Here is a 23900-nt window from a genome sequence, read left to right as displayed (position 1 = left end):
CCGCCTCAGTAGTCGATGTTGATGGCGGCGACCTGCCGGCTGCCGTTGAACACGATCGCTGGTCCGGCGAAGCGAGAGCTGGCGTACGTCAGCGCCGTCTTGTGCCCGGGGCTGTTGAACCACGCCTCGATCATCTGCTCCGGCGAGGAGTTGCCCGACGAGGCGAACAGCACCTCGTGCCCGCAGTGCTGCAGGCCGCTCGCGTTCAGGTTCTGCCGTACGCAGGACTCCGCCTCCCGGTGCTGGGCCGTACCGAGCTTGACCTCGGTCAGCCCGAGCGCGCGACGCCGCTCGTTGAGCAGCACCAGCAGCCGCCGTTCCGCGGCGGACAAGCCGCTGGACGTGGCGGTGGACCTGGCCGGCGACGGGGTCGGCTTCGGTGACTTCGAGGGCTTCACCGACTTGGCGGGGCTCGGACGGGCAGCGGTCGGGGAGGGTGCGAGCGGGGTCGGGGTGGGCGTGAGCGCGGGAGCGGTGGTCTCGGTCGCGGGCTGCGAGGCTGCCACGCTTGTCGGCTGCTGCTTCGACCCGCTCGGGTAGTTGGCAAGGATCAGACCACCCCCGCCGAGCACGGCGACGGCGGCGACCACGCCGACCAGGGTCTTGGACAGGGAGAGCGTCGACCGCGCCCCGGCGCTCACGACCTGCGCGCCGGGCGGGACGGCGTGCGTCGGCGAGGCGACGGTGCGCAGGTGGTGCGTGACGTCCGAGGCGAGATCGGCCGGGATCGGGGTGAGCGCCAGGCCGGCCAGCAGCCGCTCGGCGGGGACCAGGTCGTTCGTCGGGCAGTGCGGGCAGTCCCGGATGTGGCGGGCGAACCGCTTGCGCCACACCGGTGTCGGCTGACCGTTCCAGCCCGACGCGGTGTCGCGCAGGCCGGCGCAACCGGGCCGGGCGGTGAGGGCCCGTACGACCAGCCGGGCGGTGTCCAGCTGCGCCTTCATCCGGGACACCCGCACGGTCACGTGGTGCGGGGCCAGCTTCAGGGCGTCGACCAGGTCGGCGCGGCTGAGGTGACCGGCCTCGACCAGCCACCAGAGGGACAGCAGGTGGCGGTGGTCGTCGTCCAGCCAGCGCGTGGCCAGGACGACCTCCCGGCGCTGGTCGGCGAGGCGGAGCTGGGTCAGGGTCAGGTCCTCGAAGTCCGCGCGCGGGTCGATCACGTTGTCGATGTCCTCCGGCGGCGCCGGTGTGGTGTGCCGGCGCTGCGTGTGGGTGCGGATCTCGTTCATGGTGACGGCGACCAGCCACGAGCGGAAAAGCTGCGGCTCGCGTACGCCCGGCAGCCCGCGGACGACGCTCAGCATCGTGTTCTGCACCACGTCGTCGACGTCTGCCGACCGGTTCAGGGCCCGGCCCACGATGTTGTAGACCAGCGGCAGACAGTGCGAGACCAGCTCGTCCATCGCCGCGCGGTCGCCGCGGCGTGCCGCGTCCACCACCGCCGACATGCCGGCCCTGCTCGGGTACGCGGGATAGGACACGCTCACAACCTCGCCTTCACGGAACGATCTCGTACACGGTGGAGACTGTCCGGCACGCGGTCAGGTCACACAAAATGCTGAGGTGTCGGAGGGAACCGTTACCTTCTCCGCCATGCCATTGATCACAGTCACCGACGAGGTCGTCGGTGCGCCGAACGGGCCTGTGTGGACAGTCGAGGTCTTCGAGGAGGCACTGCCTCTCGCCGAGCTGATCCGCCGTCGGGTCTCCCTCGAGATCGCCGAGTCCGGCGTGGACGCCGACCCGGAGGAGCGGACGCGGATGACACTCGACGCGTTCGGCCGCAACGCCTTCGTGGTGCTCGTCGACGACCGTCAGGTCACCGCCCTGGACGAGAAGGTCCGCCTGCACGCGGGATCCCGCGTCACCTTCCTCAAGCTCGTCCCGCTGGTGGGTGGCTGAGTGGACACGTACGACCCCGAGTTGGCCCTGCGCGATGTGGTCGCCACCGTCAAGAGGTGGGGCGAGCGGAGCGGCCAGACCCTCAACGAGCCCAGTCAGCGGGAATCCATCAGCCTGGTGGTGACCGTGTGCGGCTGGGCGCCGGCGGCGACGGTTCCGTCGCTGCTCGCCGCACTGAACGATCCGCACGGGCCGTACGATCTCGCTCCGCCGCTGGTCGAGCTGCTACCGGAGGCGAACCGACAGGCGCAGACGGTCGCCGCAGCCGTGGCCGACCTGGCCGGTGACGACGCGGATCACGACCGCCGAGTCACCGCTGCGTCGACACTGATCGACCACCTGCCGTCGCTGCCGTACGCGCACGAGGACCCGCGGGACCGGGCCCGGGGTGAGGCGTGGCGCCGCACGAAGGAACTCCTGGCCGCACAACCGGCGCCGGTACGGCAGGTGGTGTTCGATGCGCTGACCGTGCCGGGCTCGGGCAAGGACGGGTGGGCCACGCTGATCCGTGCCGTGCGTTCCGGCGGCGGGCTCGACGGCTCGGCCTGGCTCGGCCGGCTGAGCACCCACGCCTGGCTGGGATTCAATTACTGGAGCTCCCATCTCAAGCGGTTCACCTGGGAGTCCCTCCAGGCGGAGGCCTCGGCCGGGCGCGTGAACCCGGCGGCGCTGGCGACCTGGCGCCGGACCGGGATCGAGCAATCGCCGAGCGACTTCAGCGACGAGGCCGACCGGATGTGGCCGATCCCCAACGTCGGTGAGCAGTGGGCCGACCGCGCCGTCGCGGACATCGAGGCGATGCCGGCGGATCGCCGGTCCGCGTGGGAGGCGCTGCTGGCGCACTGCCCGGTCGAGGTGGACAAGGCGAAGCCGACGGCCGGTTGGCGCAAGCAGGCCCGGTCGCTGCTCGACGCGGTGGGCGTCGACGCTTTCACCGCCCGGCTCGACGACTGGCTCCCGCTCGTCGGCCAGGCGCGCAGCCTGCCGCTGCGCATGACAACGTGCTGCCCCGGCCACATCAAGGACATGCCACCACGGATGATCGACCGCTACAACGTCGGGCTGCTGTGGGGACTGATCTGGACGCGGACGATGTGCCCGCCGTCCGAGCAGACACTGCGCAACCTCGGCCAGATCGCGGAACGGGCCGCCCGCAAGATCTCCGGCCACGGCCCGGCGAGCCCGAAACTGGCGAACGTCGCGGTCGCGGCGCTCGTCGACACCGATCACCCGGCCGCGCTCGCCCAGCTGGCGCGGCTGTCCTCGCGGCTGACCTACAAGAGCACCCTGCGCCTGGTGGAGAAGGGGCTGACCCGGCACGCCGAGGCGCGCGGCGTCAGCCGGGAGGACGTCGAGGAGATGGCTCTGCCCGGCTTCGGGCTGCCGCTCGCGGACAAGCTGGGCGACTGCTCGTACGAGCTGGAGGTGCGCGGTGTCGACGCCGTAGTGGTGTGGCGCAACGCGGACGGCAAGGTGGTCAAGGCCCCACCGGCGCAGGTGCGCAGCGAGCATGGCGACGAGGTGAAGGAGCTGAAGGCGACCGTCGTCGACGTCGCCGCGACGCTCGTCGCCACCCGCGACCGGCTGGAAGGGCTGCTGCGACGGGACCGTTCGTGGACCGTCGAGCAGTGGCGCGAACGGTTCCTCGACCACCCGCTGGCCCGTACCCTGGCCCGCCGGCTCGTCTGGACCGTCGACGGCGTGGCCTGCTGCTGGGCCGGTGAGACGCTGCGCACAGTGGACGACACCGTGTTCGAGCCGGCCGACGACGCGACGGTCCGGTTGTGGCATCCGGTGCTCGACCCCGAAGCGGTGGGGCCGTGGCGGGACTTCCTCACCCGGCACGCGATCACCCAGCCGTTCAAGCAGGCGCACCGGGAGCAGTACCTGCTCACCGACGCGGAGCGGGCCACTGGCGTGTACTCCAACCGGTTCGCCGCGCACATCGTGCGTCAGCACCGGCTCAACGCGCTGCTGTCCCGGCGCGGCTGGTCGTACGTCCAGCACCGCAACGACGGGGCGTCCTACAACCTGCCCTGGCTGGCCCTCCCGGACTGGGGGCTGCGCGCCGAACTGGGTGTCGCCGGGATCGAGGACCGGGACGACGACCTCGTGTTCGACACGATGGGAACCGATCAGCTGTTCTTCATCCGGGGCGAGCGCCTGCCGGTCCCGTTGGCGCAGGTTCCGCCGGTCGTGCTGAGCGAGGTGATGCGGGACGTCGACCTGTTCGTGGCCGCCGCCGGGGTGGGCGCCGACCCGAACTGGTACGACGGCGGGCCGGAGGGCCGGTATCGCGACTACTGGGCGCAGAACAGCTTCGGCGAGCTGACCCCGACCGGCCGGACGCGCCGGGACGTGCTGGCGGACCTGATCCCCCGGCTGGCGATCGCCGGTCGCTGCACGCTCACCGACAGGTTCCTGGAGGTACGCGGCGACCTGCACACGTACCGCATCCACTGCGGCTCGGGCAACATCCTGATCGCGCCGGACGAGCGGTACCTGTGCGTCATCCCGGACTCGGCGAAGGCGAAGGAGCCGGAGATGTACCTGCCCTTCGAGGGCGACAGCCGGCTCGGCGAGATCATCAGCAAGGCGTTGCTGCTGGCCGCGGACAAGAAGATCAAGGATCCGGTGATCCTGCGCCAGCTGTGAGGCGGCCGGCGGGCGCCGGGCCCAGGGTCAGCCCGGCGCCCGCTTCGGCAGCAACAGCTCCTCGTGGTCGAGTTCGCGTTCCAGCACCCGCAGCTCCTCGTCCGGCAGCCGCCCGGAGTCACGCCACCGCAGCAACTCCTCCCGCTGCGCTTCGAGGACGCTCCGGCGGACCCGCAGCGCCGTCTCGTACTCCGGTGAGGTGGGCAGCTCCGACGAGCCGCTCTGCTGGATCAGGTCGAGCCGCCCCCGGTAGCGGGCCAGCCGGGTCTGCCACTGGGGCCGCGTGGTGTCGACGGCGACAGTGCTGTCCGGGTCCTCGGCGACGACGGTGTCGAGGCGTGCCAGCGCCGCCTCCACCGCTGCCGAGCGGGCCTCGTTGCGTACCCGGGCCTGGTCGGCCTCGTTGGCGCGCAGGCCGAGCATCCGCACGAGCGGCGCGAACGTCAGACCCTGCCCGACCAGCGTCACCAGGACGACCACGAAGGTGCAGAACAGCAGCAGGTCACGATCGGGGAAAGGATCTCCGCTGCGGGTGGTCAACGGCAGCGTGAAGATCGCGGCGAGGCTGATCACGCCGCGCGTACCGGACCAGCTCAGCGCCACCACCTCGCGGGCGGTCAGCCCGCGTTCCCTGCGGTCGACGCCGCCGAGCCGGCGTGCGGCGTCCGGCTCGTCGGTGTCGTCCTGTTCGGCGACGCCGCCGAGCCGGGTGTGCAGCGACCGGGGGAGCCACTGGGTCAGGATCAGCCAGGCGGGGCGCAGGAGCAGCACCACGCCGACCGACACCGCGACGGCGATGACGATGGTCGACGTCTCGTACTGGCGCAGGCCCCGCATGACGGCGGGGAGCTGCTGGCCGATCAGCAGGAAGACGAAGCCTTCGAGGAGGAAGTCGACGAGCCGCCACACGGCGTTCGTCTGGAGGCGGGCGGCTCCGGAGCCGAACTGCGGCGTCTGGTGGCCGACGATCAGGCCGGCGACCACCACTGCGAGCACGCCGGAGACGTGCAGCGCCTCGCCGAGCAGGTACGCCACGAACGGCGTCGCGAGCGAGATCGCGTTGGACAGCAGCGGGTCCGCGGTGAGCGGCCGGACCAGCCGTTTGGCCCGGGCGACGACCACACCCACCGCGATGCCGCCGGCCGCGGCGAGCACGAACTGTCCGACCGCGGCGTGGAACGAGAACTCGCCGCCCACGGCGGCGGCCACGGCGACGCTGAGCATGGTCAGCGCGGTGGCGTCGTTCAGCAGCCCTTCGCCCTGGATGATCGTGACCATCTTCGGCGGCAGGTTGACCCGGCGGCCGACGGCCAGGGCGGCGACCGGGTCGGGCGGGGCGACGGCGGCGCCCACAGCGATGCCTGCGGCCAGGGTCGCGCCGGCGACGAAGAGGTGGAACCCGACGCCGACGAGCAGTCCGGTGAGGAGCACCAGCACCACGGAGAGACTGACCACGATCCGCAGGTTGCGCCGGATGTCCAGCAGGGACGAGTCGAGCGCGGCACTGTAGAGCAGCGGCGGCAGCACGACCATGAGCGCCAGCTCGGGATCGAGGCCGACGTTGGGGCCGGGGAGCAGTGCGTACGCGATGCCGATGAGCGGCAGGAGCGCGGCGGCCGGCAGGCCGGTCCGGGAGGCCACCCACCGTACGGCGATGACGACCGCGACGGCGGCGAGCACGAACAGCAGCGTCGAATGGGTGCTCACCCCGACCGACCCTACCCGCGCTCGCGAGCGGCGTTCGGTGGGGTGGGGCTCGGGCCGGCGAGGCGTTGACCAACCTGTGGTGTGAACGCTAACATGCAGGAAATTTGATAGACACATGTCTATCTGGAGGTGGGTCGGTGTCCAGCAGGGTGAGCGGAGAACATGCGGCGTGGCGCCGGATGGCGTCGGCGGCGGTGGCCGCGATGGTGACGGCGTTCGCGCTGACCGTCCCCGCCGCGCCGGCCCGGGCGGCGACCGCCCTCACCGTCAACGGCGCCTCCGGCGGGCGCGTGCTCGACGGGGTCGGCGCGGTCAGCGGCGGCGGCGGAAACAGCAGACTCCTGATCGACTACCCGGAGCCGCAGCGCAGCGACATCCTCGACTACCTGTTCAAGCCGGGTTACGGCGCCGCGATGCAACTGATGAAGGTGGAGATCGGCGGCGACACCAACTCCACCTCCGGCGCCGAGCCCAGCCACGAGCACACCCGGGGCAGCGTGAACTGCAACCGGGGCTACGAGTGGTGGCTGATGGAGCAGGCGCGGGCGCGGAACCCCTCCATCGCCCTGGTCGGTCTGGCCTGGGGGGCACCCGGCTGGATCGGCAACGGCAACTTCTGGTCCACCGACTCGATCAACTACCTCGTCGGGTGGCTGGACTGCGCGGCGACGCACGGACTGACCATCAACTACCTCGGCGGGTGGAACGAGAAGGGCTACAACACCACCTGGTACAAGAACCTGCGCTCCACACTCGACTCCCGCGGCTACGGCAATGTGAAGATCGTCGCCTCGGACGACTTCGGGTGGGGCGCCGCCGACGACTCGCTGCGGGACCCGGCGTTCGCCAACGCGGTGCAGGTCTTCGGCAGCCACTACGTCTGCGGCTACCGCAGCGCCCAGACCAGCTGCCCCAGCTCCGCCAACGCGATCTCCACCGGCAAGCAGCTGTGGGCCAGTGAGAACGGCTCCGACGACTACAACGCCGGCGCGCCGGCCCTCGCCCGGGGCATCAACCGCGGCTACCTCGACGGCAAGATGACCGGGTACATCAACTGGCCGGTGATCGCCGCCATCACCCCCAACATCCCCTGGGCGACCACCGGCGTGGCGGTGGCGCAGCAGCCGTGGTCCGGCGCCTACTCGATCGGCAGGAGCACCTGGGTGATGGCGCACACCACCCAGTTCACGGCGCCGGGCTGGCGCTATCTCGACTCGTCCAGCGGCTACCTCGGGGGCAACCGCGGCAACGGCAGCTATGTCTCGCTGAAGTCCACGAACAACAGCGACTGGAGCACCGTCATCGAGACGCAGGACGCCGGCTCGGCCCAGCAGCTCGACGTCACCGTCACCGGCGGGCTCTCCGCCGGCACGGTGCGCGTGTGGGCGACGAACCTCAGGTCCAACAACAGCGCCGAGCACTTCGTCCGGGGCGCCGACATCACACCGAACGGCGGACGCTTCTCGCTCACCGTCCAACCCGGCTACGTCTACAGCATCACCACCACGAGTGGGCAGGGGAAAGGCACGGCTGTCAGTCCGGTCCAGGGCACCCTGGATCTGCCGTACCGCGACAACTTCGACAGCTACGCCACCGGGCGCGAAGCCCGGTACCTGATGGACCAGCAGGGCTCGTTCGAGATCGTCGGCTGCGGTGGCGGCCGGACCGGACAGTGCGTCCGCCAGATGTCCGAGCAGGCGCCGATCTACTGGACGTCCGGCCAGGCCGAACCGTACGCCCTGCTGGGCGATCTGACCTGGCGCAACTACACGGTCTCCTCGGACGTGCTGCTGGAGAAGTCCGGCTACGCCCAGCTCATCGGCCGCGGCAACACCTACAACCACCAGGGCCCGCAGAACCTCAACGGCTACTACTTCCGGGTCACCGACGGCGGCGCCTGGTCGATCCGGAGCAACAACACCAGCGGCAACTGGCGCACCCTGGCCAGCGGCAACACCGCGGCGCTGGGTACCGGACGCTGGCACAACCTTTCGTTGAAGCTCAATGGCAGCACCCTCACCGCGGCGATCGACGGCACCACAGTCGGCACCGTGTCGGACTCCGCCTGGGTGGCCGGCCAGATCGGGTACGGCACCGGCCAGGGCGTCACCGCCCAGTTCGACAACCTCGCGATCACGCCGGGCGACGGTTCCAGCGGCCCGACCGGAGAGGTGCGCAGCGCGAGCGCCAACCGCTGCCTCGACGTCAACGGCGCCAGCCAGGCCGACGGCGCGGTCGTGCAGATCTGGGACTGCAACGGTGGGCCCAACCAGCAGTGGACGGTCGGCACGAACAACCAGCTCACCGTGTACGGCAACAAGTGCCTCGACGTCCCGGGCACCACGTCCGGCAGCCGCGCGCGGATCATGACCTGCAACGGCGGCAGCAACCAGCAGTGGCGGATCAACGCCGACGGCACCATCGTCGGCGTCGGCTCGGGTCTCTGCCTGGACGTCAACGGGCAGGGCACCACCAACGGCACCGCGGTGCAGATCTGGACCTGCAACGGCGGCAGCAACCAGCGGTGGGTACGCGGCTGAACGTCGAGCGCGTCAACTGCGGGTTGACGACAGCGCAGTCGTCAACCTATGGTTGACGCATGGAGGAGACTCAGCCGCACAAGATGACCCATCCGGTACGCCTCGACGACCTCATCGACGGCATCAAGAAGGCACACACCGACGCGCTCGACCAGCTGGCCGACGCCGTTCTCGTCGCCGACCACCTGGGCGACGTCGCCGACCACCTGATCGGGCACTTCGTCGACCAGGCGCGCCGCTCCGGCGCCTCATGGACGGAGATCGGCCGCAGCATGGGCGTGACCAAGCAGGCCGCCCAGAAGCGTTCCGCCGCCAAGGCGGAGACCGCCGCCGCGCTCGACCCGAACTCCGGGTTCGGCCGGTTCACCCCGCGCGCCCGCAACGTCGTGCTGGCCTCTCAGGAGGAGGCGCGGACCGCCGGCAACGCCGAGATCACCCCCGGGCACGTGGCGCTCGGTCTGCTCGCCGAGCCGGAAGGGCTGGCCGCCGCCGCGATCGTGGCTCAGGGCGTACCCCTGGAACGGCTGCGGGAGGTCGTCACCGCGACGCTGCCGGCGGCGGCCGGCCAGGTCCCGGACCTGATCCCCTACGACGCGCGGGCCAAGAAGGTCCTGGAGCTGACGTTCCGGGAGGCGCTGCGGATGGGACACAACTACATCGGTACGGAGCACATCCTGCTCGCCCTGCTGGAGGAGGAGGGCGGTGACGGTGTGTTGAGCGGCCTCGGGCTGCAGAAGGACGCGCTGGAGTCGGCGTTCGAGGCGGCGCTGGCCGAGATCACCCGGAAAGGCGCCTGACACCACGCCGGGCACGCGTCACGGGGGCGCGTGCCCGGCATTCGGGTGTCAGTCGGCGGCGGGGAATCCGTATCGGGCGGCGTGCTCCGGGTCGGCGGGGTCGACCTGGCGGATGCCGGCGTCGGCCAGGCGCTTGTTGACCTCGTCGAGGTGTTCCCGGACCAGCCGGGCCTCCTCCTCGGTGACCCGGCCGCGGTGCGGGCGGCCGGCGTGCTCGATGGTGCCGTAGTCGATCTTCTCGGTCGCGCGGCGGGCCTTTGGTGGCTTGACCCGCTCGGCGGTACGCAGCAGTTGCGCCATCGGCACGTCGGTCGCCATCGCGTCGAACTCGCTGGCGGTCAGCACGACCCGGCGCGGCTCACCGTGGCCGTGCCGGTCGTGGATCTCCACCACCGCGACGTCGAGCGCCGCGTCGTCGATGCTCTCCACCTCGACCGGGGTGGCGTCCAGCTGCACGGGGCCGGCGACCAGGTCCGGGTGCTCCAGGACGACGACCTTGACCACCTCGTCGTCGGGGCTGAGCACCTGACCGGTGAAGTCGGAGACGTGGATCGTCTTCTTGCCCATGCGCGGAGCTTCTCCTGTCGTAGGCCGGAAATCGGACCACAAGACGCTACCGCACAGGTGTGCGAAGGCCGGTACGCCCGCCCGGCCGGTGTGTCGTCCCCCGCCCTCTCAGAGCGGCGTGAGGCCACGCCAGGCGGCGGTGCCGGCCGGCTGCGCGTTCAGTTCGGCCCAGGAGAGCGCCCGGTCGCGCACCTCGCGGTACGCCGGCTGCGCCGGGAACCGCCCGGCGTCTGCGGCGGCCCGCCAGCCGCGCTCCGCGTCCTGCTGGAATCGGTCATTCGGTTCGTGAGGCATGACCACTACCGTCCCAGAGAAACTTGTCCATGTATGAAAATGAATATGACGCAGGGTCGATGCCTCCGGTTCCGTGAAGCGCCGGACTTCCTGCGGCCGGTGGCGGAAGCAGGGATCGGCGTCCGTCGCTGGCGTGCCGACCCTCTACCCGTCGCCGGCGCGTCTCAACCCCGGCGCGATCGCTGAATTCCCCGGGCACGGGGCCGGCGTCACGGCGTACCATGATCACCATGCTCGACCGGCGGGTCTTCCTCCATCTGGCGACCTGGTTGGGACAGTGGCCGGCGGGCCCCGGGCTGCACGTGGTCCGGTCCCACCGCCGCGCCCGTCCGGCCTGGGACGGACGGCTGCGCCCGGCCGTCGCGGTGACGGCGGGCGGCAGCACCGTCCTCTCGGTGGCCACCGACCGGGTCGAGGCGGTCCGGGCGCTGGTACGGGACCGGCCGCTCGGCGAGTGGCTGCCCGCCCTGCCGGGTGTGGTCGGCGCGCCCGAGTTCACCGCGCACACCTCGGTCTTCCGCTGGTGCACCCACCCGGCGCCGCTGCCCGAGGTGGGGGAGTGGGTGCCGCCCACACTGCCCGGACTGCCGCCGTGGCTGCGGCTGTTCGACAGGGACGTGCTCGTGGTCCGGGGTGCCGACGGCGCGTACCGGGCCGGCGTGGGGATCAAGCGGCACGACGCGTACGGGCACGAGCTGGCGGTGGGCACGGTGCCGACGGCGCGCGGGCGCGGCCTGGCCCGGCGGCTGGTCGCACAGGCGGCCCGCCGGGTGCTGGACGAGGGAGCGATCCCCACCTACCTGCACGACCCCGGCAACGCCGCGTCGGCTCGGGTGGCCGACGCGGCCGGGTTCTCGGATCGGGGCCTCACCGCGTTCGGCGTGTTCCCCCGCTGACCCGGGCTGAAGTTCCGGGTTGGCGCGGACCGTGGATCCCGGGCCGGATCCACGGTCCGCGGCTCTCCCCCGGGCCCCGACATCGGTAACGCTATGTGTTAGTGCCGCTGGTGAACAAGAGGTGCGCCGCTGTCCGGTTACGGACTCTCACCTGCGGAATCGCCCGTAACCGGGCCGACGAGGTCAGTGACGCAGCGTGTGGATCAGGGCGAGTGCCTGACGGGTGACGGGCCGCAGCACGCGCAGCCGGGACAGCCCCACCAGCCGGTCCACCAGCGGCACCACGCCGTCGATCAGCTGCCGGGTCTTGACCTGACCGTCCGAGCGGTCGTGCACCCAGTAGAGCACCACGCCCATGTAGCCGAGCCAGAGCAGCTCGGGCAGTGCCTCGCGCAGCTCGTCGTCGAGCTTGACGGTGGACCCGGTCAGGGCCTCGCGGAACAGCGCGATCGACATGTCCCGGGGCTCCGACGACTCGGCGGAGAACGGGCTCAGCGGCGAGGTCGGCTCGGCCGCCGTCTTGAAGAAGGCACCGGCGAACGCGTGGTACGGGCTCAGCACGTCGATGCCCGCATGCAGCACCCCGGCCAGTCGCGGGCCGAAGTCGCGTTCCCGGGCGAGCACCGTGTCGGCCGCCGCCCGGTGCTCGCGCTGGGTGCCCGCGTAGAACTCCTGGACCAGGTGTTCCTTGGAACCGAAGTAGTAGTAGGCGTTGCCCACCGCCACGCCGGCCTCCTGGGCGACCGCGCGCATCGTCGTGCGCGCGTACCCGCGCTCGCGGAACAGCCGCATCGCGGTGTCCAGGATCAGCTGGCGGGTCTGCTCACCCCGGGTCGTCGTGCCCTGCCCACCCGCAGCGGTCGTCGGCGCACTCTGCTCGGTCATCGTCGTCACCGTATCCCGGTTCCCGGATCCGTTCGCGGACCGCCGACGCCGCCGCGACCACCTTGCGGGCCAGCGGCAGCAGGTGCGGACGGGCCAGCCGCTCGGCCGTGCCGCGATGCTCGGCCAGCGCCCACAGGCAGGCGAACCAGGCGCCGTCGCCGCGGTAGACCGCACCGGTGTCGGCCACCACCGTCAGGTCGCGCAACGTGGCGTCGTGGTCCAGCTCGGGGAAGCGCCGCCGGGCCTCGGCGGACCCGGCCGGCACGAACTCCAGGGGTACGAGCTGGGCGCGCGAGGCGAGCCAGCGCCGGGCGGCCCGGCACATCGGGCAGTCCGCGTCGAACAGGACGGTGAACCCGCGGATCCCACCGGCCCCGTGCCCGGTGGGATCCTGCCGGTGCCCGCCCGGGGCGGACGTCACCGGGCCGGCGGGTTCGGGCCCGCCGCCGGTACCGGTCCGCCCTGCGGCGGGAGCATTCGCACCGGCGGCAGGGGCGGGTGGGTCGCCTGCTGCCGCAGCCGACCGCGCCGGTAGCGGCCGAGCGCGAAGACGTTGAAGAAGTGCAGCGCGCCGAGCACCAGCAGGACGAATCCCACCTTCATGGAGAGCTGCTCCAGCGCCTGGCTGGTGTCGCCGACCGGATCGGACTCCTTCATCGCCACCGTAACGTAGCCGAGGTTGAGCAGGTAGAAGCCGACCACCAGCAGGCTGTTCACCGCCCCGGCCAGGCGGCTGTCGGCGAACACGTCCTCCAGGAAAACCATCCCGTTGCGGGACAGTGCCCGCGCCACCCAGATGGTCAGACCGATGCTGACCGCGAGGTAGGCCAGGTACATCCAGACCTTCACGTCCATCCCCGTCGCCTCTCTTGAACGTGTTCAAATCAAGGGCACGCTGAGCGTACGACAGATTTTGAACGTGTTCAAGAGCGCGGCCCGCCGCCCTTCCGGGCGACGGGCCGGTGGGGGCGCGGGTCAGGCGGTCAGGCCGAGCACCTCGGCGGCGGCGCGGCCGTTGGCGTGACTGGCGCCGTGGGTGGCGACGAACGCGACCGCGCCCGCCGGCCGCCACGCGCCCGGCCAGCCCATCTCGACCACCGCTACCCGATGCGTGGCGGCCAGCGCCTCGACCAGCTCACGCGCGCCGGGCAGCCGGTGCAGGTGCCGGCCGACCAGCACGACCGGCCGGTCCCCGGCGAGCCGCCGCACCTGCTCCGGGTCGGTCTCGCCCGCCGCCGCGCGGGCCTGCTCGATCCCGGCGGCCAGGTGTGGGCCGAGCCCCCACGGCACCCGCCCCTCGGCGATGGTGGAGGTGGCGTGCACCTGCACCACCAGGGGGGCGGTGTCGCGGGTGAGGTCGCCCTCGACGCGTACCGCCCGCAGTGCGGCGGCGTAACCGAGGCCGTCGGCGGCCGGCGGCGGGGCGTCGGCGGGGCCGGTGGCGGCGGCGAGCGCGGCGGTCCGGCCGGCCGCCTCCTCGACCCGCTCACGCGCCAGCCGGCCGTCGGCGATCGCCGCGACGATCTCGGCGGCGACCGACTCGACCAGCTCGGCGTCCACCCGGGCGCCGATGCAGAGCAGGTCCGCGCCGGCGGCCAGGGCCCGGACCGCGCCCGCGCCGACCCCGCCGGCGGCGAGCACCGCGCCCTTCATCTCCAGCGCGTCGGTGATCACCGCGCCGGTGAAGCCGTACTCGACGCGCAGCAGGTCGTGCAGGACCGCGCGGCTGAACGTGGCCGGACCGTCGCCGGTCAGCGCCGGCACCCGGATGTGCGCGGTCATCACCGCGCGGACGCCCGCGTCGACGACGGCGGCGAACGGCGGCAGGTCGCGGTCCCGCAGGACGGCCGGCGGCACGTCGACAGTGGGCAGCTCGTGGTGGGAGTCGGCGACTGTGGCGCCGTGCCCGGGGAAGTGCTTGGCGCAGGCGGCCACACCGGTCGACTGGAGGCCGGTGACGGCGGCGGCGGAGTGGACGGCGACCCGCTTCGGGTCCGCGCCGAACGAGCGGGTGCCGATCACCGGGTTCTCGTCGGCGGTGTTCACGTCGACGGTGGGGGCGAGGTCGACGGTGATGCCGAGCGCGGTCAGTTCCGCGCCGATCGCCGCGTACACCTGGCGGGTGAGGTCGGGGTCGTCCACCGCGCCGAGCGCGGCGTTGCCGGGGTACGGGCTGCCGGTGGCGTGTGCCAGCCGGGTGACGTCGCCGCCCTCCTCGTCGATCGCGACGATCACGTCGGGGCGCCCGGCGCGCAGCGCCGCCGTGGATGCCGCCACCTGGGCCGGGTCGTGGATGTTGGTGCCGAACAGGGTGTGCCCGGCGAGCCCGTCGGCGAGCAGGTCGACCGCCCAGTCCGGCGGGACCGGTCCCGGATACGCGGCCAGCAGCGTGCCCAGCGCGAGCCGGCGCAGTCCTGGATCCAGACCCACGAGTATCCCCTTTCCCTGCCGGGTCGTCCGACCTCCGCGCATGGGGGTGGCCGATACGCTAACGGGCGCCCCTCGGCAGGCGTTTTGTGGTTAGAAAACTTTACTGAAAATTGAGGACGTTGGCATGAGTGCGACCCGGCTGCCCGGCACCCCCCGACTCCTGCGGGCGCTCAACGACCGTGCGGCGCTGGAGCTGCTGCTCGAGCGCGGTCCGCTGACCCGGGCTCGGATCGGTGAGCTGACCGGGCTGTCCAAGGTCACCGCGTCCCAGCTCGTCGAGCGGCTGGAGGAGCGCGGCCTGGTCGCCCGGGTCGGCGAGCAGGCCGGCGGGCGGGGCCCGAACGCCCAGCTTTACGCCGTCCGGCCGAGCAGCGCGTACGTGGTGGGCGTCGAGGTGGGCGCGGAACGGGTGGTCGCGGCCTGCGCCGACATCACCGGCACCGTGGCCGGACGGGTCGAGCAGTCCACCAAGGACACCGACGACCCGGTCGGCGTGGTGCACAACGCCGTGGTCCAGGCGGCCGCCAGCGCCGGGGCGGAGCTGTCCGCCGTCCGGCGCGTCGTGCTCGGCACCCCCGGCCTGGTCGACCCGCAGACCGGCGACATCACGTTCGCGTTCAACCTGCCACGCTGGCACAGCGGCCTGCTCGCCGCGCTGCGCGAGGACCTGGACACCCCCGTCGTGTTCGAGAACGACGTGAACCTCGCGGCGGTGGCCGAGGCGCAGTCCGGCGCGGCCCGGGGCACCGCCGACTTCGTGCTGGTATGGGTGGACGCGGGCGTCGGCCTGGCGATCATGCTGGGCGGGCGGCTGCACCACGGCAGCAGCGGCGCGGCCGGCGAGATCGGCTACCTGCCGGTGCCCGGCGCGCCCATCCCGCGCGACGTGTCCAAGCGGGCCAAGCCGGCGTTCCAGCAGCTCGTCGGCGCCGACGCGGTACGCGCGGTGGCAGCCGAGCACGGTTTCGCCAGCCCCGAGGCGGCCGAGCAGGGCGTGGCGGCGGCCCGGGCCGCCGAGGTGGTACGCGCGGCGATCGCGGCCGGCACCGCCGGTGGGCCGATGCTCGACGAACTGGCCCGGCGGCTGGCGCTCGGTGTGGCGAGCACCTGCGTGGTGCTGGACCCGCCGCTGGTGGTGCTCGCCGGTGCGGTCGGCCAGGCGGGCGGGGCGGCGCTGGCCGAGCGGGTGCAGCACGAGGTCGCCGCGATCACGCTGGTCCGGCCCCGGGTGGTGACGACCGGGCTGACCGAGGAGCCGATCCTGCGGGGCGCGCTGCGGACCGCGCTGGACGCGGTGCGCGACGAGGTGTTCGGCTCGACGGTCGGCTGACCGCGTCGTGCACCCTGGCGCCATGTGAAGGAATCCTTCATCATGGCTTCAGGGTTCGCAAGGAGTTGCCGAATTGCGGATCCGCCTCAGATCAGGTCGCGGCGGCGGAACACCGTGAACGCCGCGGCCACCAGCGCGCCGGTGAGCCCGAGCAGCACCACCAGCCCCGACGTCCAGGTGAGCGTGTAGGAGCCGTCGCAGTAGCCGGAGATCCCGGGGCCGCAGGCGTTGTTGTCCCACAGCCGCACCTCGCCGGACAGCCAGGCCGCCAGGTGGCTGGACAGCATGTACCGGTCCGGCCGGCCCACCTCCAGGATCTGGAACACCAGCCGGGCACCCAGTTCCCACACCACCACGTACGCGGCCACCGTGCCGAGCGCCGCCGACGTGTGCCGGCCCAGCGTGGCGACGGCGAACCCGAGCGCCGCGGCGAGCAGCACCAGCACGAGCCCGCGCGCCCAGATCGCGGCGAGCGACGGCCAGAAGTCGCCGCCGGTGCGCCCGACCAGGCCGGAGGCCTGGCCGATCAACCAGAACGCCCCGAGGTACGCCACCGACGCCAGCACCGACAGGCCGAGCAGCCCGCCCAGCAGCGTGCCCAGCTTCGTGGCGAGCACCGTCGGCCGCCGGGGCCGCCACAGCAGCAGGTTCACCACCCCGCCCGAGTTCAGGTCGGCCCCGATGTAGGAGGCCCCGACCAGGAACCCGAACAGCGTCAGGAACGCGATCAGGAAGTAGAGCAGCGGCTCGGCCTCCTTGGCGAAGACGAAGACACCGCTGAGGTAGTCGGCCGCGGTCGGCAACTCCTCGATCTGGGCCGGGTCGATCTGGGCGCAGTCGCGCGGCAGGTAGTCGTTCTCGCCCAGCGGTAGCCCGCCCTCCCGGATCCGCAGGCAGCGGTCGTACGCCATCTCCATCTGGCGCACGTTCTCCGCAGCCTGGGTCTGGGCCCGGCTCAGCTCCGCCGGGCTGGGCCGGTGCGAACCGGCGAGCGTGGTCGCCACCGTCACCGCGAAGGCGACAGCCAGCAGCACCACCATGAGCTGCACGAAACGCCGGGCGGCCAGCCGCTCCAGCTCGGCACGGACCAGGTTCACGCGTCCACCTCCCGGCTCTCCCGGACGTCGAGGTCGATCACTCCGTCGTTCGGCGGAGCGCCGTCGACCTGCCGCGGCACCGCCACGTGCTCGTGGCCGCCGGTCAGCTCCAGGAAGACGCTCTCCAGGTCCGGCCGCAGCGGGACCAGCTCCCGTACCCACACGCCCTGCTCGCCGAGCGTCCGGCTGATCGTCTCCGGATCCTCCACACCGGTCACCACCAGGTGGTCGGGCTCGGCGGTCACCGACAGGCCGGCCCGGCCCAGCAACTGCCCGGCCTGCTCCGGATCGGCCACCCGGACCCGCCACTGGTGCTGGTCGAAGCCGGCCAGCACCTCCTCCACTGGCCCGTACGCGACCCGCTGCCCCCGGCTGACGATCGTCACGTGGTCACAGATCAACTGGATCTCGGCGAGGATGTGGCTGGACAGCAGCACCGTCACCCCGGCCTCGGCCAGCGACCGGGTCAGGTCGCGCATTTCCCGGATGCCGGCCGGGTCCAGCCCGTTCGCCGGTTCGTCCAGGATCAGCAGATCCGGGTTCTTCAGCAGCGCCGACGCGACCGCCAGACGCTGCTTCATGCCCAGCGAGTAGCCCTTGACCCGCTCGTCGCCCCGGTCGCGCAGCCCGACCTGCTCCAGCACCTCGTCCACCCGGCCGGTCGGCACACCACCGGCCAGCGCCAGCAGCCGCAGCGTCCGGTGCGCGGTGAAGTTGCCGAAGAACTGCGGGCTCTCCACGATCGCGCCGACCCGGCCGGCCACGTCCGGCAGGTGCTCGGGTGACTCGGCCCCCAGCACGCGCATCCGTCCGGCGTCCGGCCGGACCAGCCCCAGCAGCGCGCGCAGCGTGGTGGTCTTCCCGGACCCGTTCGGCCCGAGGAAGCCGTGCACCTGGCCCGCCTCGACCAGCATGTCGAAGCCGTCCACGGCGACCCGGCGCCCCTGGCGCAGCGTGTGGAACGTCTTGCGGAGGCCGGCGATCTCGATGACCGCGCTCATCCGCGCGCCTTCCGGCAGCGGTCGGGCATGGGTGTCCTTCCGGAAGTGGTGACAAACGACACGGCGCCCCACCCTATGGCGGCGGCGCCGCCCGTGGGGGGCGCCGGGCCGGGTGCGTGATTGGATGGAGCGGTGACTGGTGACCTGATCCCCGGCGCCCCGGGCGCCCCCGCCCCCTCGACCGTGGACGCGGATCTGGTGGTCAGCCTCGACGGCGTCGGCGTCAAGCGTTCCGGCACCGCGCTGGTGCACGACGTCGACTGGCAGGTCGAGCTGGACGAACGGTGGGTGGTGCTCGGGCCGAACGGCGCGGGCAAGACCACGCTGCTCAACCTGGCCGCCGGCCGGCTGCACCCCACCAGCGGCGTCGCGCACGTGCTCGGCGAGCGCATCGGCCGCACCGACGTCAACGAACTGCGTACCCGCATCGGCCTGTCCACCGCGACGCTCGCCGAGCGGATCCCCGCCGACGAGCGAGTCGTCGACGTGGTGGTGACCGCGGCCTGGTCGGTGGTCGGCCGCTGGCGGGAGAACTACGACCGCACCGACGAGGCGCGCGCCGGCGCGCTGCTGAGTCAGCTCGGCGTCGGCCACCTCACCGACCGCGCGTACGGCACGCTGTCCGAGGGCGAGCGCAAGCGCGTCCAGATCGCCCGCGCCCTGATGACCGACCCGGAGCTGCTGCTGCTCGACGAGCCCGCCGCCGGGCTCGACCTGGGTGGGCGCGAGGACCTGGTGGCCCGGCTGGCCGAGCTGGCGTACGACCCGGACGCGCCGGCCATGGTGCTGGTCACCCACCACGTCGAGGAGATCCCGCCGGGCTTCACCCACGCGTTGCTGCTGCGCGAGGGCGCCGTGGTGGCGCAGGGCCTGCTCGCCGACGTGCTCACCGCCGACAACCTGTCGAAGGCGTTCGGCCTGCCGCTGGTGGTGACGCGGTCCGGCGACCGCTGGGCCGCCCGCGCCGCCTGAGCGACGGGACGACACCGTGCCGCAGACCCGGGTCGCCGTCGTGGGCAGCGCCAACATGGACCTCGTCGGCATCGGCGCCGCGCTGCCCCGGCCCGGTGAGACGGTGCTGGGCGACGACTTCGTCATGCTGCCCGGCGGCAAGGGCGCCAACCAGGCGGTCGCCGCGGTACGCGCCGGCGCCTCCTGCGTCTTCCTCGGCGCGATCGGCTCCGACTCGTTCGGCGTGACGCTGCGGGCCCGGATGACAGCCGCGGGCGTGGACACCGGCCACCTGCGGGTGGTCTACGGGCCGTCCGGCGTCGCCCTCGTCATGGTCGGCGGCGCGGGGGAGAACGCCATCCTGGTCACCCCCGGCGCGAACGCCGCGTTCACGTCGTTGACCGCCGACGAGCTCTCCGCCGTACGCGATGCGGACGTGCTGGTCGCGCAGCTGGAGGTGCCGGTCGAGACGGTGACCGAGGCGGCGCTGGCGGCCCGGGCCGCGGGCACCCGGGTGGTGCTCAACGCCGCGCCGGCCCGGTCGGTGCCGGCCGAGCTGCTGGCGGCGACCGACCTGCTCGTGGTGAACGAGCCGGAGGCGCAGGCGCTGACCGGTCGCGGCCGGGACGAGCCGGCGGCGCTGCTGGACCTGGTGCCCCGGGCGGTGCTCACGCTCGGCGGCGACGGCGCCTGGTACGTCGACCGGGAGCGGCCGGCGACGCACGTGCCGGCGGTACCGGTGAATGTGGTCGACTCGACCGCCGCCGGGGACGCGTTCACCGCCGCGCTCGCGGTGGCCTGGGGCGAGGGGCGGGACCTGGCCGACGCGGTGCGCTGGGCGGCGGCGGCCGGTGCGGCGTGCGTGCGCAAGCTCGGCGCCTCGGTGGCGCTGCCGCACCGCGCGGAGATCGACGAGCTGTTCGAGTGTTAGGAAGGGCCCCTTTTACTACCGGAGGCGTTAAGAAGGGGCCCTTCCTTACACGTCGTCGGTGAGGCGTTCGCCGCGGCGGCGCAGCATGCCGAGCCCGGGGATGCCGGCGACCGCGAGCTTGAGATCACGCGTGACGTCCAGCAGGTCGTGCAGGTCCGGGCCGACCCGGTCCAGCGTGGCCAGGATCGGCAGCACGTCCGAGGTGAGGTGGTCCTTGAGCTTCGGCAACTCGTCCACCAGGCGGATCGCGGCGGTCACCTCCTCCGGGCTGAGCTGCTCCACGAAGCGCGCCGCCATCGGCGCGGCCCGGCGCAGCGTCGCCTCGTACGCGGCCAGCAACTCGTTCGCCACGCCCGTCGCCTTCTCGGCGGTCGCCAGGGTGCCCGCCGCCCGCGCGGTCACCGTCTCCGCCTCGGTCACCACACCGGCCGCGCTGCGGGCCACCCGGTCCGCCTCGCCGACCACGGTGGCCGCCGCCGCGGAGACCTGCTGCGCCTCGCCGACCACCACCGTCGCCGCGGCGGTCACCTCGGTCGCCGTCTCGATCGCGCCGGTGGCGGCGGCGCTGATCACCGCCACCTCGCGGACCGCCGCCTCGGCGTCGGTGAGCACCCGGTCCGTGCGGTCGAGCGTGCCCTCGATCCGGTCGACCACCCCGTCGATCCGCCGGACCAGCGCCTCCACCTGGTCGAGAACGGCGAAGGCGCGAGCGGGCACCGAAGCCATCGTGACGGCCGAGCCGAGCGCCTGGTCCACTGCGGTACGGGTGAGGCCGAGCAGGGCGCCGGGCCGGGGGAGAGGGATCGCCATGGCATCCAGTGTGCGGCGTCGGGGCCAGCGCCGCCCGGTGGCTGCCGGGCGGCGTCGGTCACGCCGGGCTTCCGGTGCGGCGTAGGGTGCCGGACATGCCCACCCCCGGCCCGGCGTCGCGGCGACTGCTCGCCTGCGGCGTGGTCGCGCTGCTCGCGGTCGTCCTCGGCGCCCTGCTCCTGGCCCGCGCCGACGCCGGTCTGACCACCCGGCGGGCGACGGTGGCCGGGGTGCCGCTGACCGAGGTACGGGCCGACGGTGCGAGCGGGGACCGGCGGCCCGGGGTGGTGATCGCGCACGGCTTCGCCGGGTCCGCCCGGCTGATGCGGCCGCTGGCCGACTCGGTGGCCCGCCGGGGCGGGATCGCGGTGCTGCTCGACTTCGCCGGGCACGGTGCTAGCAGCTCCCGGCTACCGGGCGCGGGCCGGGACGAGGAACGCAGCCGGGCGGCGCTGCGGCACGACCTGGACGTGGCGGTCGCCTGGCTGCGCGGGCGTCCCGGCGTCGACCCGGACCGGATCGTCCTGGTCGGGCACTCGATGGGCGCGGGTGCTGTCGTCCGGTACGCGGTCGCGCATCCGGAGATCGACCGGGCCGTGGCGATCTCGCTGCCCGACGGCAGCGACGTACCGGCGGGCTGGCCGGGGAAGCTGACGCTCGTGGTCGGCGGGCTGGAGTTCGCCGGTTTCCGCCAGGCGGTCGACGAGGCGTCACGGGACGCGGCGCCGGGCACCCGCACGCGGGTGGTGGCGCCCGGCGTCGAGCACGTGTCGGTGCTGTTCGCGCCGCGTACGCACGCCGCGGTTCTGCACGCGCTGCCGAACCCTGCCGGCGGGCTGCCACTGTCCCCGCTGACCCGGCCGGGCGGCGCCGGGCTGCTGCTGGCAGGGCTCGCGCTGGGCTTCGTACCACTGGTGGCGTTGCTGACGCACGGGGCCGGGACGCGCCGGGCCGGGACGGTCGCCGGCGGTCCGCGTACCGGGCGGTGGCTCGCCGCGACGGTGCCGGCGGCCGGGCTGGGCGCCGTACTCGCCGCGCTGCTGCCTACCGCCCGGCTACCGCTCGCCGTGGGCGGATACGTGGCGGTGTTCCTGCTGCTCACCGGCGTGCTGCTCGCTGCCGCGGCGCGCTTCGCGCAATCCGGCCGGACACAGGAGGCCGGGGGTGGCGTACGGTCCGCCGTCGTCGCCGTCGTGCTCCTCGGGTACGCGGTGCTCGCCGTCGCCCTGCCGCTTCATCTCGGTCTCACCTCGACCGTGCCGGTCGGGGCGCGCTGGTGGCTGCTGCCCCTGGTGACGTTCTGCTGCCTGGTCTTCCTGCTCGGCGCCGAGCGGCTCGCGGACGGCCACTCCGTCCGTTACGCGGCCACCGGCGGGATCGCCGTGCTGGTGCTCGCCGTGGCCGCGGTGATCGGTCTGGCGCCCGGGTTCGTGCTGCTGGTGGTGCCGCTGTTCGCCGCGCTGGTGGCCTGGCAGGCGGCCTGGGCCGCGGTGCTGCGCCGCCGGGCCGTGCCGTGGTGGCTGGCGCCGTCGCTCGGGGCGGTGCTGCTGGCCTGGCCGACGGCGACCACGCTGCCCCTGGCCTGACGGGTGCTACCTGCGGTCGGTCTGCTGTTCCACGGCGCGTTGCACGGCCCGGTAGATCTGCCCGAACCGCAGCGCGTCCGGCGTACGGACCAGCAGCGTCTCCCGGCCGTGGTGCTGGACCCAGAGTTCGTGCACCCGGTTGCCGCGCTCGTAGGAGCGGTCCAGCCAGCCGAGCGGCACCTCCAGGAACGGGGTGAGGGCCAGTCCCACCACCACGAACGCGGCCAGGATGATCAGGGCCAGTCTCCACTCGCCGCGGTCCTGCGCGGACCAGGCCAGCGAGAGCACGCAGACCACGGCGACGAGCGGCGGCAGCGACAGCAGCAGGACCAGCACGCCGCGGCCCAGCACCCGCCCTCGGACGGCAAGTGTGGTGGTGCCGCGCGCGTGCCAGACGTACGTGACGTCGGCGAGCGCGACGGCCTGACCGCCCGCGTGGATCGCCTCGGAGGTGACCTGCACGGTGTCGTCCCGGTAATAGAGGACCATGAATCAGCCTAACCGCGCGTGTCGACACCGGACGGTCGAACGTCGGTAGGGTGACGGTATGACGGCCGGTGACGAGCAGGCGCGCAACGTCGAGGTGGTCAAGCGCTACCTGCGCACCTTCGTCACGAAGGACCTGGCCGAACTGGCCGAGGTGGTCGACGAGGACGTGGAGATCTACGGCTCCGGCAGCGCGGTACGCGGCCGGCGTTACCCCGAGGCCGCCGTCTCCTCGCCCGGCCTGACCGTGCTCGACCAGGAGATCCAGGAGATCTTCGCGGCCGGGGACCGGGTGGTGGTGTCGCTGGCGCAGACGTACCGGCGGGACGCCACCGGGGCGACCACGGTGCAGAGCGCCTGCAAGATGTACCGCCTGGCCGGTGGCCGGATCGTGCAGTTCTGGGGCGAGCAGGACACCTATGGCCTGTTGCGCGGGCTCGGCCTCCTGCCGGACGAGCCGATCACGTTCTGACCGGGCGCGGCAGGGCCCGGCGCGCTCCGGCGAGGGCCGGCGGGCAGGCTCTCCATGGCCCGCTGCACCGCCCGGTAGATCTGGCCGAAGCGCATCGCGTCGCGGGTGTGCAGCAGCCGCACCGGCCGGCCGCGCCATTCGGCCCACATCTCCATCTCCCGGCTGCCCCGGGCGTAGGAGCGGTCCAGGTACTCGAAGAGGAAGTCGGCCACCGGCCCGACGGCCAGGCCGATCAGCACCGAGATCCCGACGATGGCGATGGTGACCACCGCCGAGCTTCGCAGCCACACGGCCAGCCCGATGCCCAGCACGGCGGTGACCAGCGGCCCGGCCATCGCGGCCCCGATCGCGCCGCGCCCGGCGAGCACCCGCCACGAGCGTTCGCCCCGCCGGTGCCACACGGTGGTCAGTTCGGCGAGCGGGTAGGTGCGCCCGTCCACCCGTACCGCCGTGGAGGTGACCTGGACGGATCGGTCGTCGAAGTAGGTGATCATGACCTCACTCCCGGTGGCGGGGCGGCGGCGACTCCGGCGGCGACCTGGGGAGTCGCCGACACCACA

23 protein-coding genes are annotated in these 23900 nt (G+C 72.9%); 10 read left to right on the top strand and 13 right to left on the bottom strand.

Annotation, left to right across the window (positions count from 1 at the left end):
- Positions 1-5 precede the first annotated feature (5 nt).
- Entirely contained in the window at positions 6-1484 is a 1479-nt protein-coding gene (locus tag O7604_RS03400; RefSeq protein WP_281578825.1) for a sigma-70 family RNA polymerase sigma factor, read from the bottom strand.
- Between the two features lie 112 nt (positions 1485-1596).
- Here O7604_RS03400 and O7604_RS03395 point away from each other — a divergent pair, with 112 nt between their 5' ends.
- Positions 1597-1905, top strand: a complete 309-nt coding sequence (locus O7604_RS03395; protein ID WP_269701695.1) for a hypothetical protein — start codon at positions 1597-1599, stop codon at positions 1903-1905.
- The gene (locus O7604_RS03390) at positions 1906-4560 is read left to right on the top strand and encodes a DUF4132 domain-containing protein (protein WP_281578824.1); all 2655 of its coding nucleotides are present in this window, start codon (positions 1906-1908) and stop codon (positions 4558-4560) included.
- 27 nt (positions 4561-4587) lie between these two features.
- Here O7604_RS03390 and O7604_RS03385 read toward each other — a convergent pair whose 3' ends face one another.
- Positions 4588-6267, bottom strand: a complete 1680-nt coding sequence (locus O7604_RS03385; RefSeq protein ID WP_281578823.1) for a Na+/H+ antiporter — start codon at positions 6265-6267, stop codon at positions 4588-4590.
- A 179-nt stretch (positions 6268-6446) separates the two neighbouring features.
- On the opposite strand from O7604_RS03385, the gene O7604_RS03380 reads away from it, so the two are divergent.
- Complete coding sequence (locus O7604_RS03380) at positions 6447-8807, top strand: ricin-type beta-trefoil lectin domain protein (RefSeq protein WP_281580032.1); 2361 nt, start codon at positions 6447-6449, stop codon at positions 8805-8807.
- Positions 8808-8866: 59 nt separating this feature from the next.
- The gene (locus O7604_RS03375; RefSeq protein WP_281578822.1) at positions 8867-9604 is read left to right on the top strand and encodes a Clp protease N-terminal domain-containing protein; all 738 of its coding nucleotides are present in this window, start codon (positions 8867-8869) and stop codon (positions 9602-9604) included.
- 48 nt (positions 9605-9652) lie between these two features.
- Here O7604_RS03375 and O7604_RS03370 read toward each other — a convergent pair whose 3' ends face one another.
- Both O7604_RS03370 and O7604_RS03365 read right to left on the bottom strand, forming a co-directional pair.
- Entirely contained in the window at positions 9653-10171 is a 519-nt protein-coding gene (locus O7604_RS03370; RefSeq protein WP_281578821.1) for a hypothetical protein, read from the bottom strand.
- Between the two features lie 108 nt (positions 10172-10279).
- Positions 10280-10465 (bottom strand): DNA repair protein, encoded by a 186-nt coding sequence (locus tag O7604_RS03365; protein ID WP_269701687.1) that lies wholly within the window; start codon positions 10463-10465, stop codon positions 10280-10282.
- 230 nt (positions 10466-10695) lie between these two features.
- On the opposite strand from O7604_RS03365, the gene O7604_RS03360 reads away from it, so the two are divergent.
- On the top strand, positions 10696-11361 hold the full coding sequence (locus tag O7604_RS03360; protein WP_281578820.1) for a GNAT family N-acetyltransferase: 666 nt from the start codon (positions 10696-10698) through the stop codon (positions 11359-11361).
- Between the two features lie 183 nt (positions 11362-11544).
- Here O7604_RS03360 and O7604_RS03355 read toward each other — a convergent pair whose 3' ends face one another.
- The 4 genes from O7604_RS03355 to O7604_RS03340 form a co-directional block, all read right to left on the bottom strand.
- Positions 11545-12246: a TetR family transcriptional regulator gene (locus O7604_RS03355; protein WP_269701684.1), complete on the bottom strand. Its 702-nt coding sequence runs from the start codon at positions 12244-12246 to the stop codon at positions 11545-11547.
- Positions 12185-12667, bottom strand: a complete 483-nt coding sequence (locus O7604_RS03350) for a DCC1-like thiol-disulfide oxidoreductase family protein (protein ID WP_269701682.1) — start codon at positions 12665-12667, stop codon at positions 12185-12187. Before O7604_RS03350 ends, O7604_RS03355 begins: the two co-directional genes overlap by 62 nt.
- On the bottom strand, positions 12664-13101 hold the full coding sequence (locus O7604_RS03345) for a hypothetical protein (RefSeq protein ID WP_269701681.1): 438 nt from the start codon (positions 13099-13101) through the stop codon (positions 12664-12666). Before O7604_RS03345 ends, O7604_RS03350 begins: the two co-directional genes overlap by 4 nt.
- A 120-nt stretch (positions 13102-13221) precedes the next feature.
- A complete protein-coding gene (locus O7604_RS03340; RefSeq protein ID WP_269701680.1) occupies positions 13222-14676 on the bottom strand; it encodes a glycoside hydrolase family 3 N-terminal domain-containing protein in 1455 nt (484 codons plus the stop codon).
- Between the two features lie 124 nt (positions 14677-14800).
- Here O7604_RS03340 and O7604_RS03335 point away from each other — a divergent pair, with 124 nt between their 5' ends.
- On the top strand, positions 14801-16006 hold the full coding sequence (locus tag O7604_RS03335; RefSeq protein WP_269701679.1) for an ROK family transcriptional regulator: 1206 nt from the start codon (positions 14801-14803) through the stop codon (positions 16004-16006).
- 86 nt (positions 16007-16092) lie between these two features.
- Here the strand turns inward: O7604_RS03335 and O7604_RS03330 are convergent, their stop codons facing one another.
- Both O7604_RS03330 and O7604_RS03325 read right to left on the bottom strand, forming a co-directional pair.
- Positions 16093-17103: an ABC transporter permease subunit gene (locus O7604_RS03330; protein WP_269701677.1), complete on the bottom strand. Its 1011-nt coding sequence runs from the start codon at positions 17101-17103 to the stop codon at positions 16093-16095.
- Positions 17100-18104, bottom strand: coding sequence for an ATP-binding cassette domain-containing protein (locus O7604_RS03325; protein WP_269701676.1), 1005 nt, complete (start codon positions 18102-18104; stop codon positions 17100-17102). Before O7604_RS03325 ends, O7604_RS03330 begins: the two co-directional genes overlap by 4 nt.
- Before the next feature lie 120 nt (positions 18105-18224).
- Here O7604_RS03325 and O7604_RS03320 point away from each other — a divergent pair, with 120 nt between their 5' ends.
- Together O7604_RS03320 and O7604_RS03315 are read left to right on the top strand one after the other, a co-directional pair.
- Positions 18225-19076, top strand: a complete 852-nt coding sequence (locus tag O7604_RS03320; protein WP_269701674.1) for an ABC transporter ATP-binding protein — start codon at positions 18225-18227, stop codon at positions 19074-19076.
- 16 nt (positions 19077-19092) lie between these two features.
- Positions 19093-19986, top strand: coding sequence for a ribokinase (locus O7604_RS03315; RefSeq protein WP_281578819.1), 894 nt, complete (start codon positions 19093-19095; stop codon positions 19984-19986).
- A 45-nt stretch (positions 19987-20031) separates the two neighbouring features.
- On the opposite strand, the gene O7604_RS03310 is transcribed toward O7604_RS03315, so the two are convergent.
- Entirely contained in the window at positions 20032-20796 is a 765-nt protein-coding gene (locus O7604_RS03310) for a hypothetical protein (RefSeq protein WP_269701670.1), read from the bottom strand.
- A gap of 95 nt (positions 20797-20891) precedes the next feature.
- Here O7604_RS03310 and O7604_RS03305 point away from each other — a divergent pair, with 95 nt between their 5' ends.
- A complete protein-coding gene (locus O7604_RS03305) occupies positions 20892-22382 on the top strand; it encodes an alpha/beta fold hydrolase (RefSeq protein WP_269701669.1) in 1491 nt (496 codons plus the stop codon).
- A 6-nt stretch (positions 22383-22388) separates the two neighbouring features.
- On the opposite strand, the gene O7604_RS03300 is transcribed toward O7604_RS03305, so the two are convergent.
- Positions 22389-22871, bottom strand: coding sequence for a DUF6232 family protein (locus O7604_RS03300; protein WP_269701667.1), 483 nt, complete (start codon positions 22869-22871; stop codon positions 22389-22391).
- Positions 22872-22929: 58 nt separating this feature from the next.
- On the opposite strand from O7604_RS03300, the gene O7604_RS03295 reads away from it, so the two are divergent.
- Positions 22930-23340, top strand: a complete 411-nt coding sequence (locus O7604_RS03295) for a nuclear transport factor 2 family protein (RefSeq protein ID WP_269701665.1) — start codon at positions 22930-22932, stop codon at positions 23338-23340.
- Here O7604_RS03295 and O7604_RS03290 read toward each other — a convergent pair.
- The gene (locus tag O7604_RS03290) at positions 23286-23834 is read right to left on the bottom strand and encodes a DUF6232 family protein (protein ID WP_269701664.1); all 549 of its coding nucleotides are present in this window, start codon (positions 23832-23834) and stop codon (positions 23286-23288) included. The two genes, O7604_RS03295 and O7604_RS03290, sit on opposite strands and share 55 nt — an antisense overlap.
- Positions 23835-23900: the final 66 nt, after the last annotated feature.

It is taken from the genome of Micromonospora sp. WMMA1947, assembly GCF_027497355.1.
Lineage (GTDB): Bacteria > Actinomycetota > Actinomycetes > Mycobacteriales > Micromonosporaceae > Micromonospora.
The sequence above is the reverse complement of the archived record's forward strand: the minus strand, read 5'-3'. Positions and strand labels throughout refer to the sequence as shown.

What these genes read in the sequence shown, in the direction of transcription:
- O7604_RS03395 (WP_269701695.1), top strand. Translation starts at nt 1,597, where the DNA reads ATGCCATTGATCACAGTCACCGACGAGGTCGTCGGTGCGCCGAACGGG.
- O7604_RS03380 (WP_281580032.1), top strand. Translation starts at nt 6,447, where the DNA reads ATGGCGTCGGCGGCGGTGGCCGCGATGGTGACGGCGTTCGCGCTGACC.
- O7604_RS03375 (WP_281578822.1), top strand. Translation starts at nt 8,867, where the DNA reads ATGGAGGAGACTCAGCCGCACAAGATGACCCATCCGGTACGCCTCGAC.
- O7604_RS03370 (WP_281578821.1), bottom strand. Translation starts at nt 10,171, where the DNA reads ATGGGCAAGAAGACGATCCACGTCTCCGACTTCACCGGTCAGGTGCTC.
- O7604_RS03365 (WP_269701687.1), bottom strand. Translation starts at nt 10,465, where the DNA reads ATGCCTCACGAACCGAATGACCGATTCCAGCAGGACGCGGAGCGCGGC.
- O7604_RS03360 (WP_281578820.1), top strand. Translation starts at nt 10,696, where the DNA reads ATGCTCGACCGGCGGGTCTTCCTCCATCTGGCGACCTGGTTGGGACAG.
- O7604_RS03355 (WP_269701684.1), bottom strand. Translation starts at nt 12,246, where the DNA reads ATGACCGAGCAGAGTGCGCCGACGACCGCTGCGGGTGGGCAGGGCACG.
- O7604_RS03345 (WP_269701681.1), bottom strand. Translation starts at nt 13,101, where the DNA reads ATGGACGTGAAGGTCTGGATGTACCTGGCCTACCTCGCGGTCAGCATC.
- O7604_RS03335 (WP_269701679.1), top strand. Translation starts at nt 14,801, where the DNA reads ATGAGTGCGACCCGGCTGCCCGGCACCCCCCGACTCCTGCGGGCGCTC.
- O7604_RS03325 (WP_269701676.1), bottom strand. Translation starts at nt 18,104, where the DNA reads ATGAGCGCGGTCATCGAGATCGCCGGCCTCCGCAAGACGTTCCACACG.
- O7604_RS03310 (WP_269701670.1), bottom strand. Translation starts at nt 20,796, where the DNA reads ATGGCGATCCCTCTCCCCCGGCCCGGCGCCCTGCTCGGCCTCACCCGT.
- O7604_RS03305 (WP_269701669.1), top strand. Translation starts at nt 20,892, where the DNA reads ATGCCCACCCCCGGCCCGGCGTCGCGGCGACTGCTCGCCTGCGGCGTG.
- O7604_RS03300 (WP_269701667.1), bottom strand. Translation starts at nt 22,871, where the DNA reads ATGGTCCTCTATTACCGGGACGACACCGTGCAGGTCACCTCCGAGGCG.
- O7604_RS03295 (WP_269701665.1), top strand. Translation starts at nt 22,930, where the DNA reads ATGACGGCCGGTGACGAGCAGGCGCGCAACGTCGAGGTGGTCAAGCGC.
- O7604_RS03290 (WP_269701664.1), bottom strand. Translation starts at nt 23,834, where the DNA reads ATGATCACCTACTTCGACGACCGATCCGTCCAGGTCACCTCCACGGCG.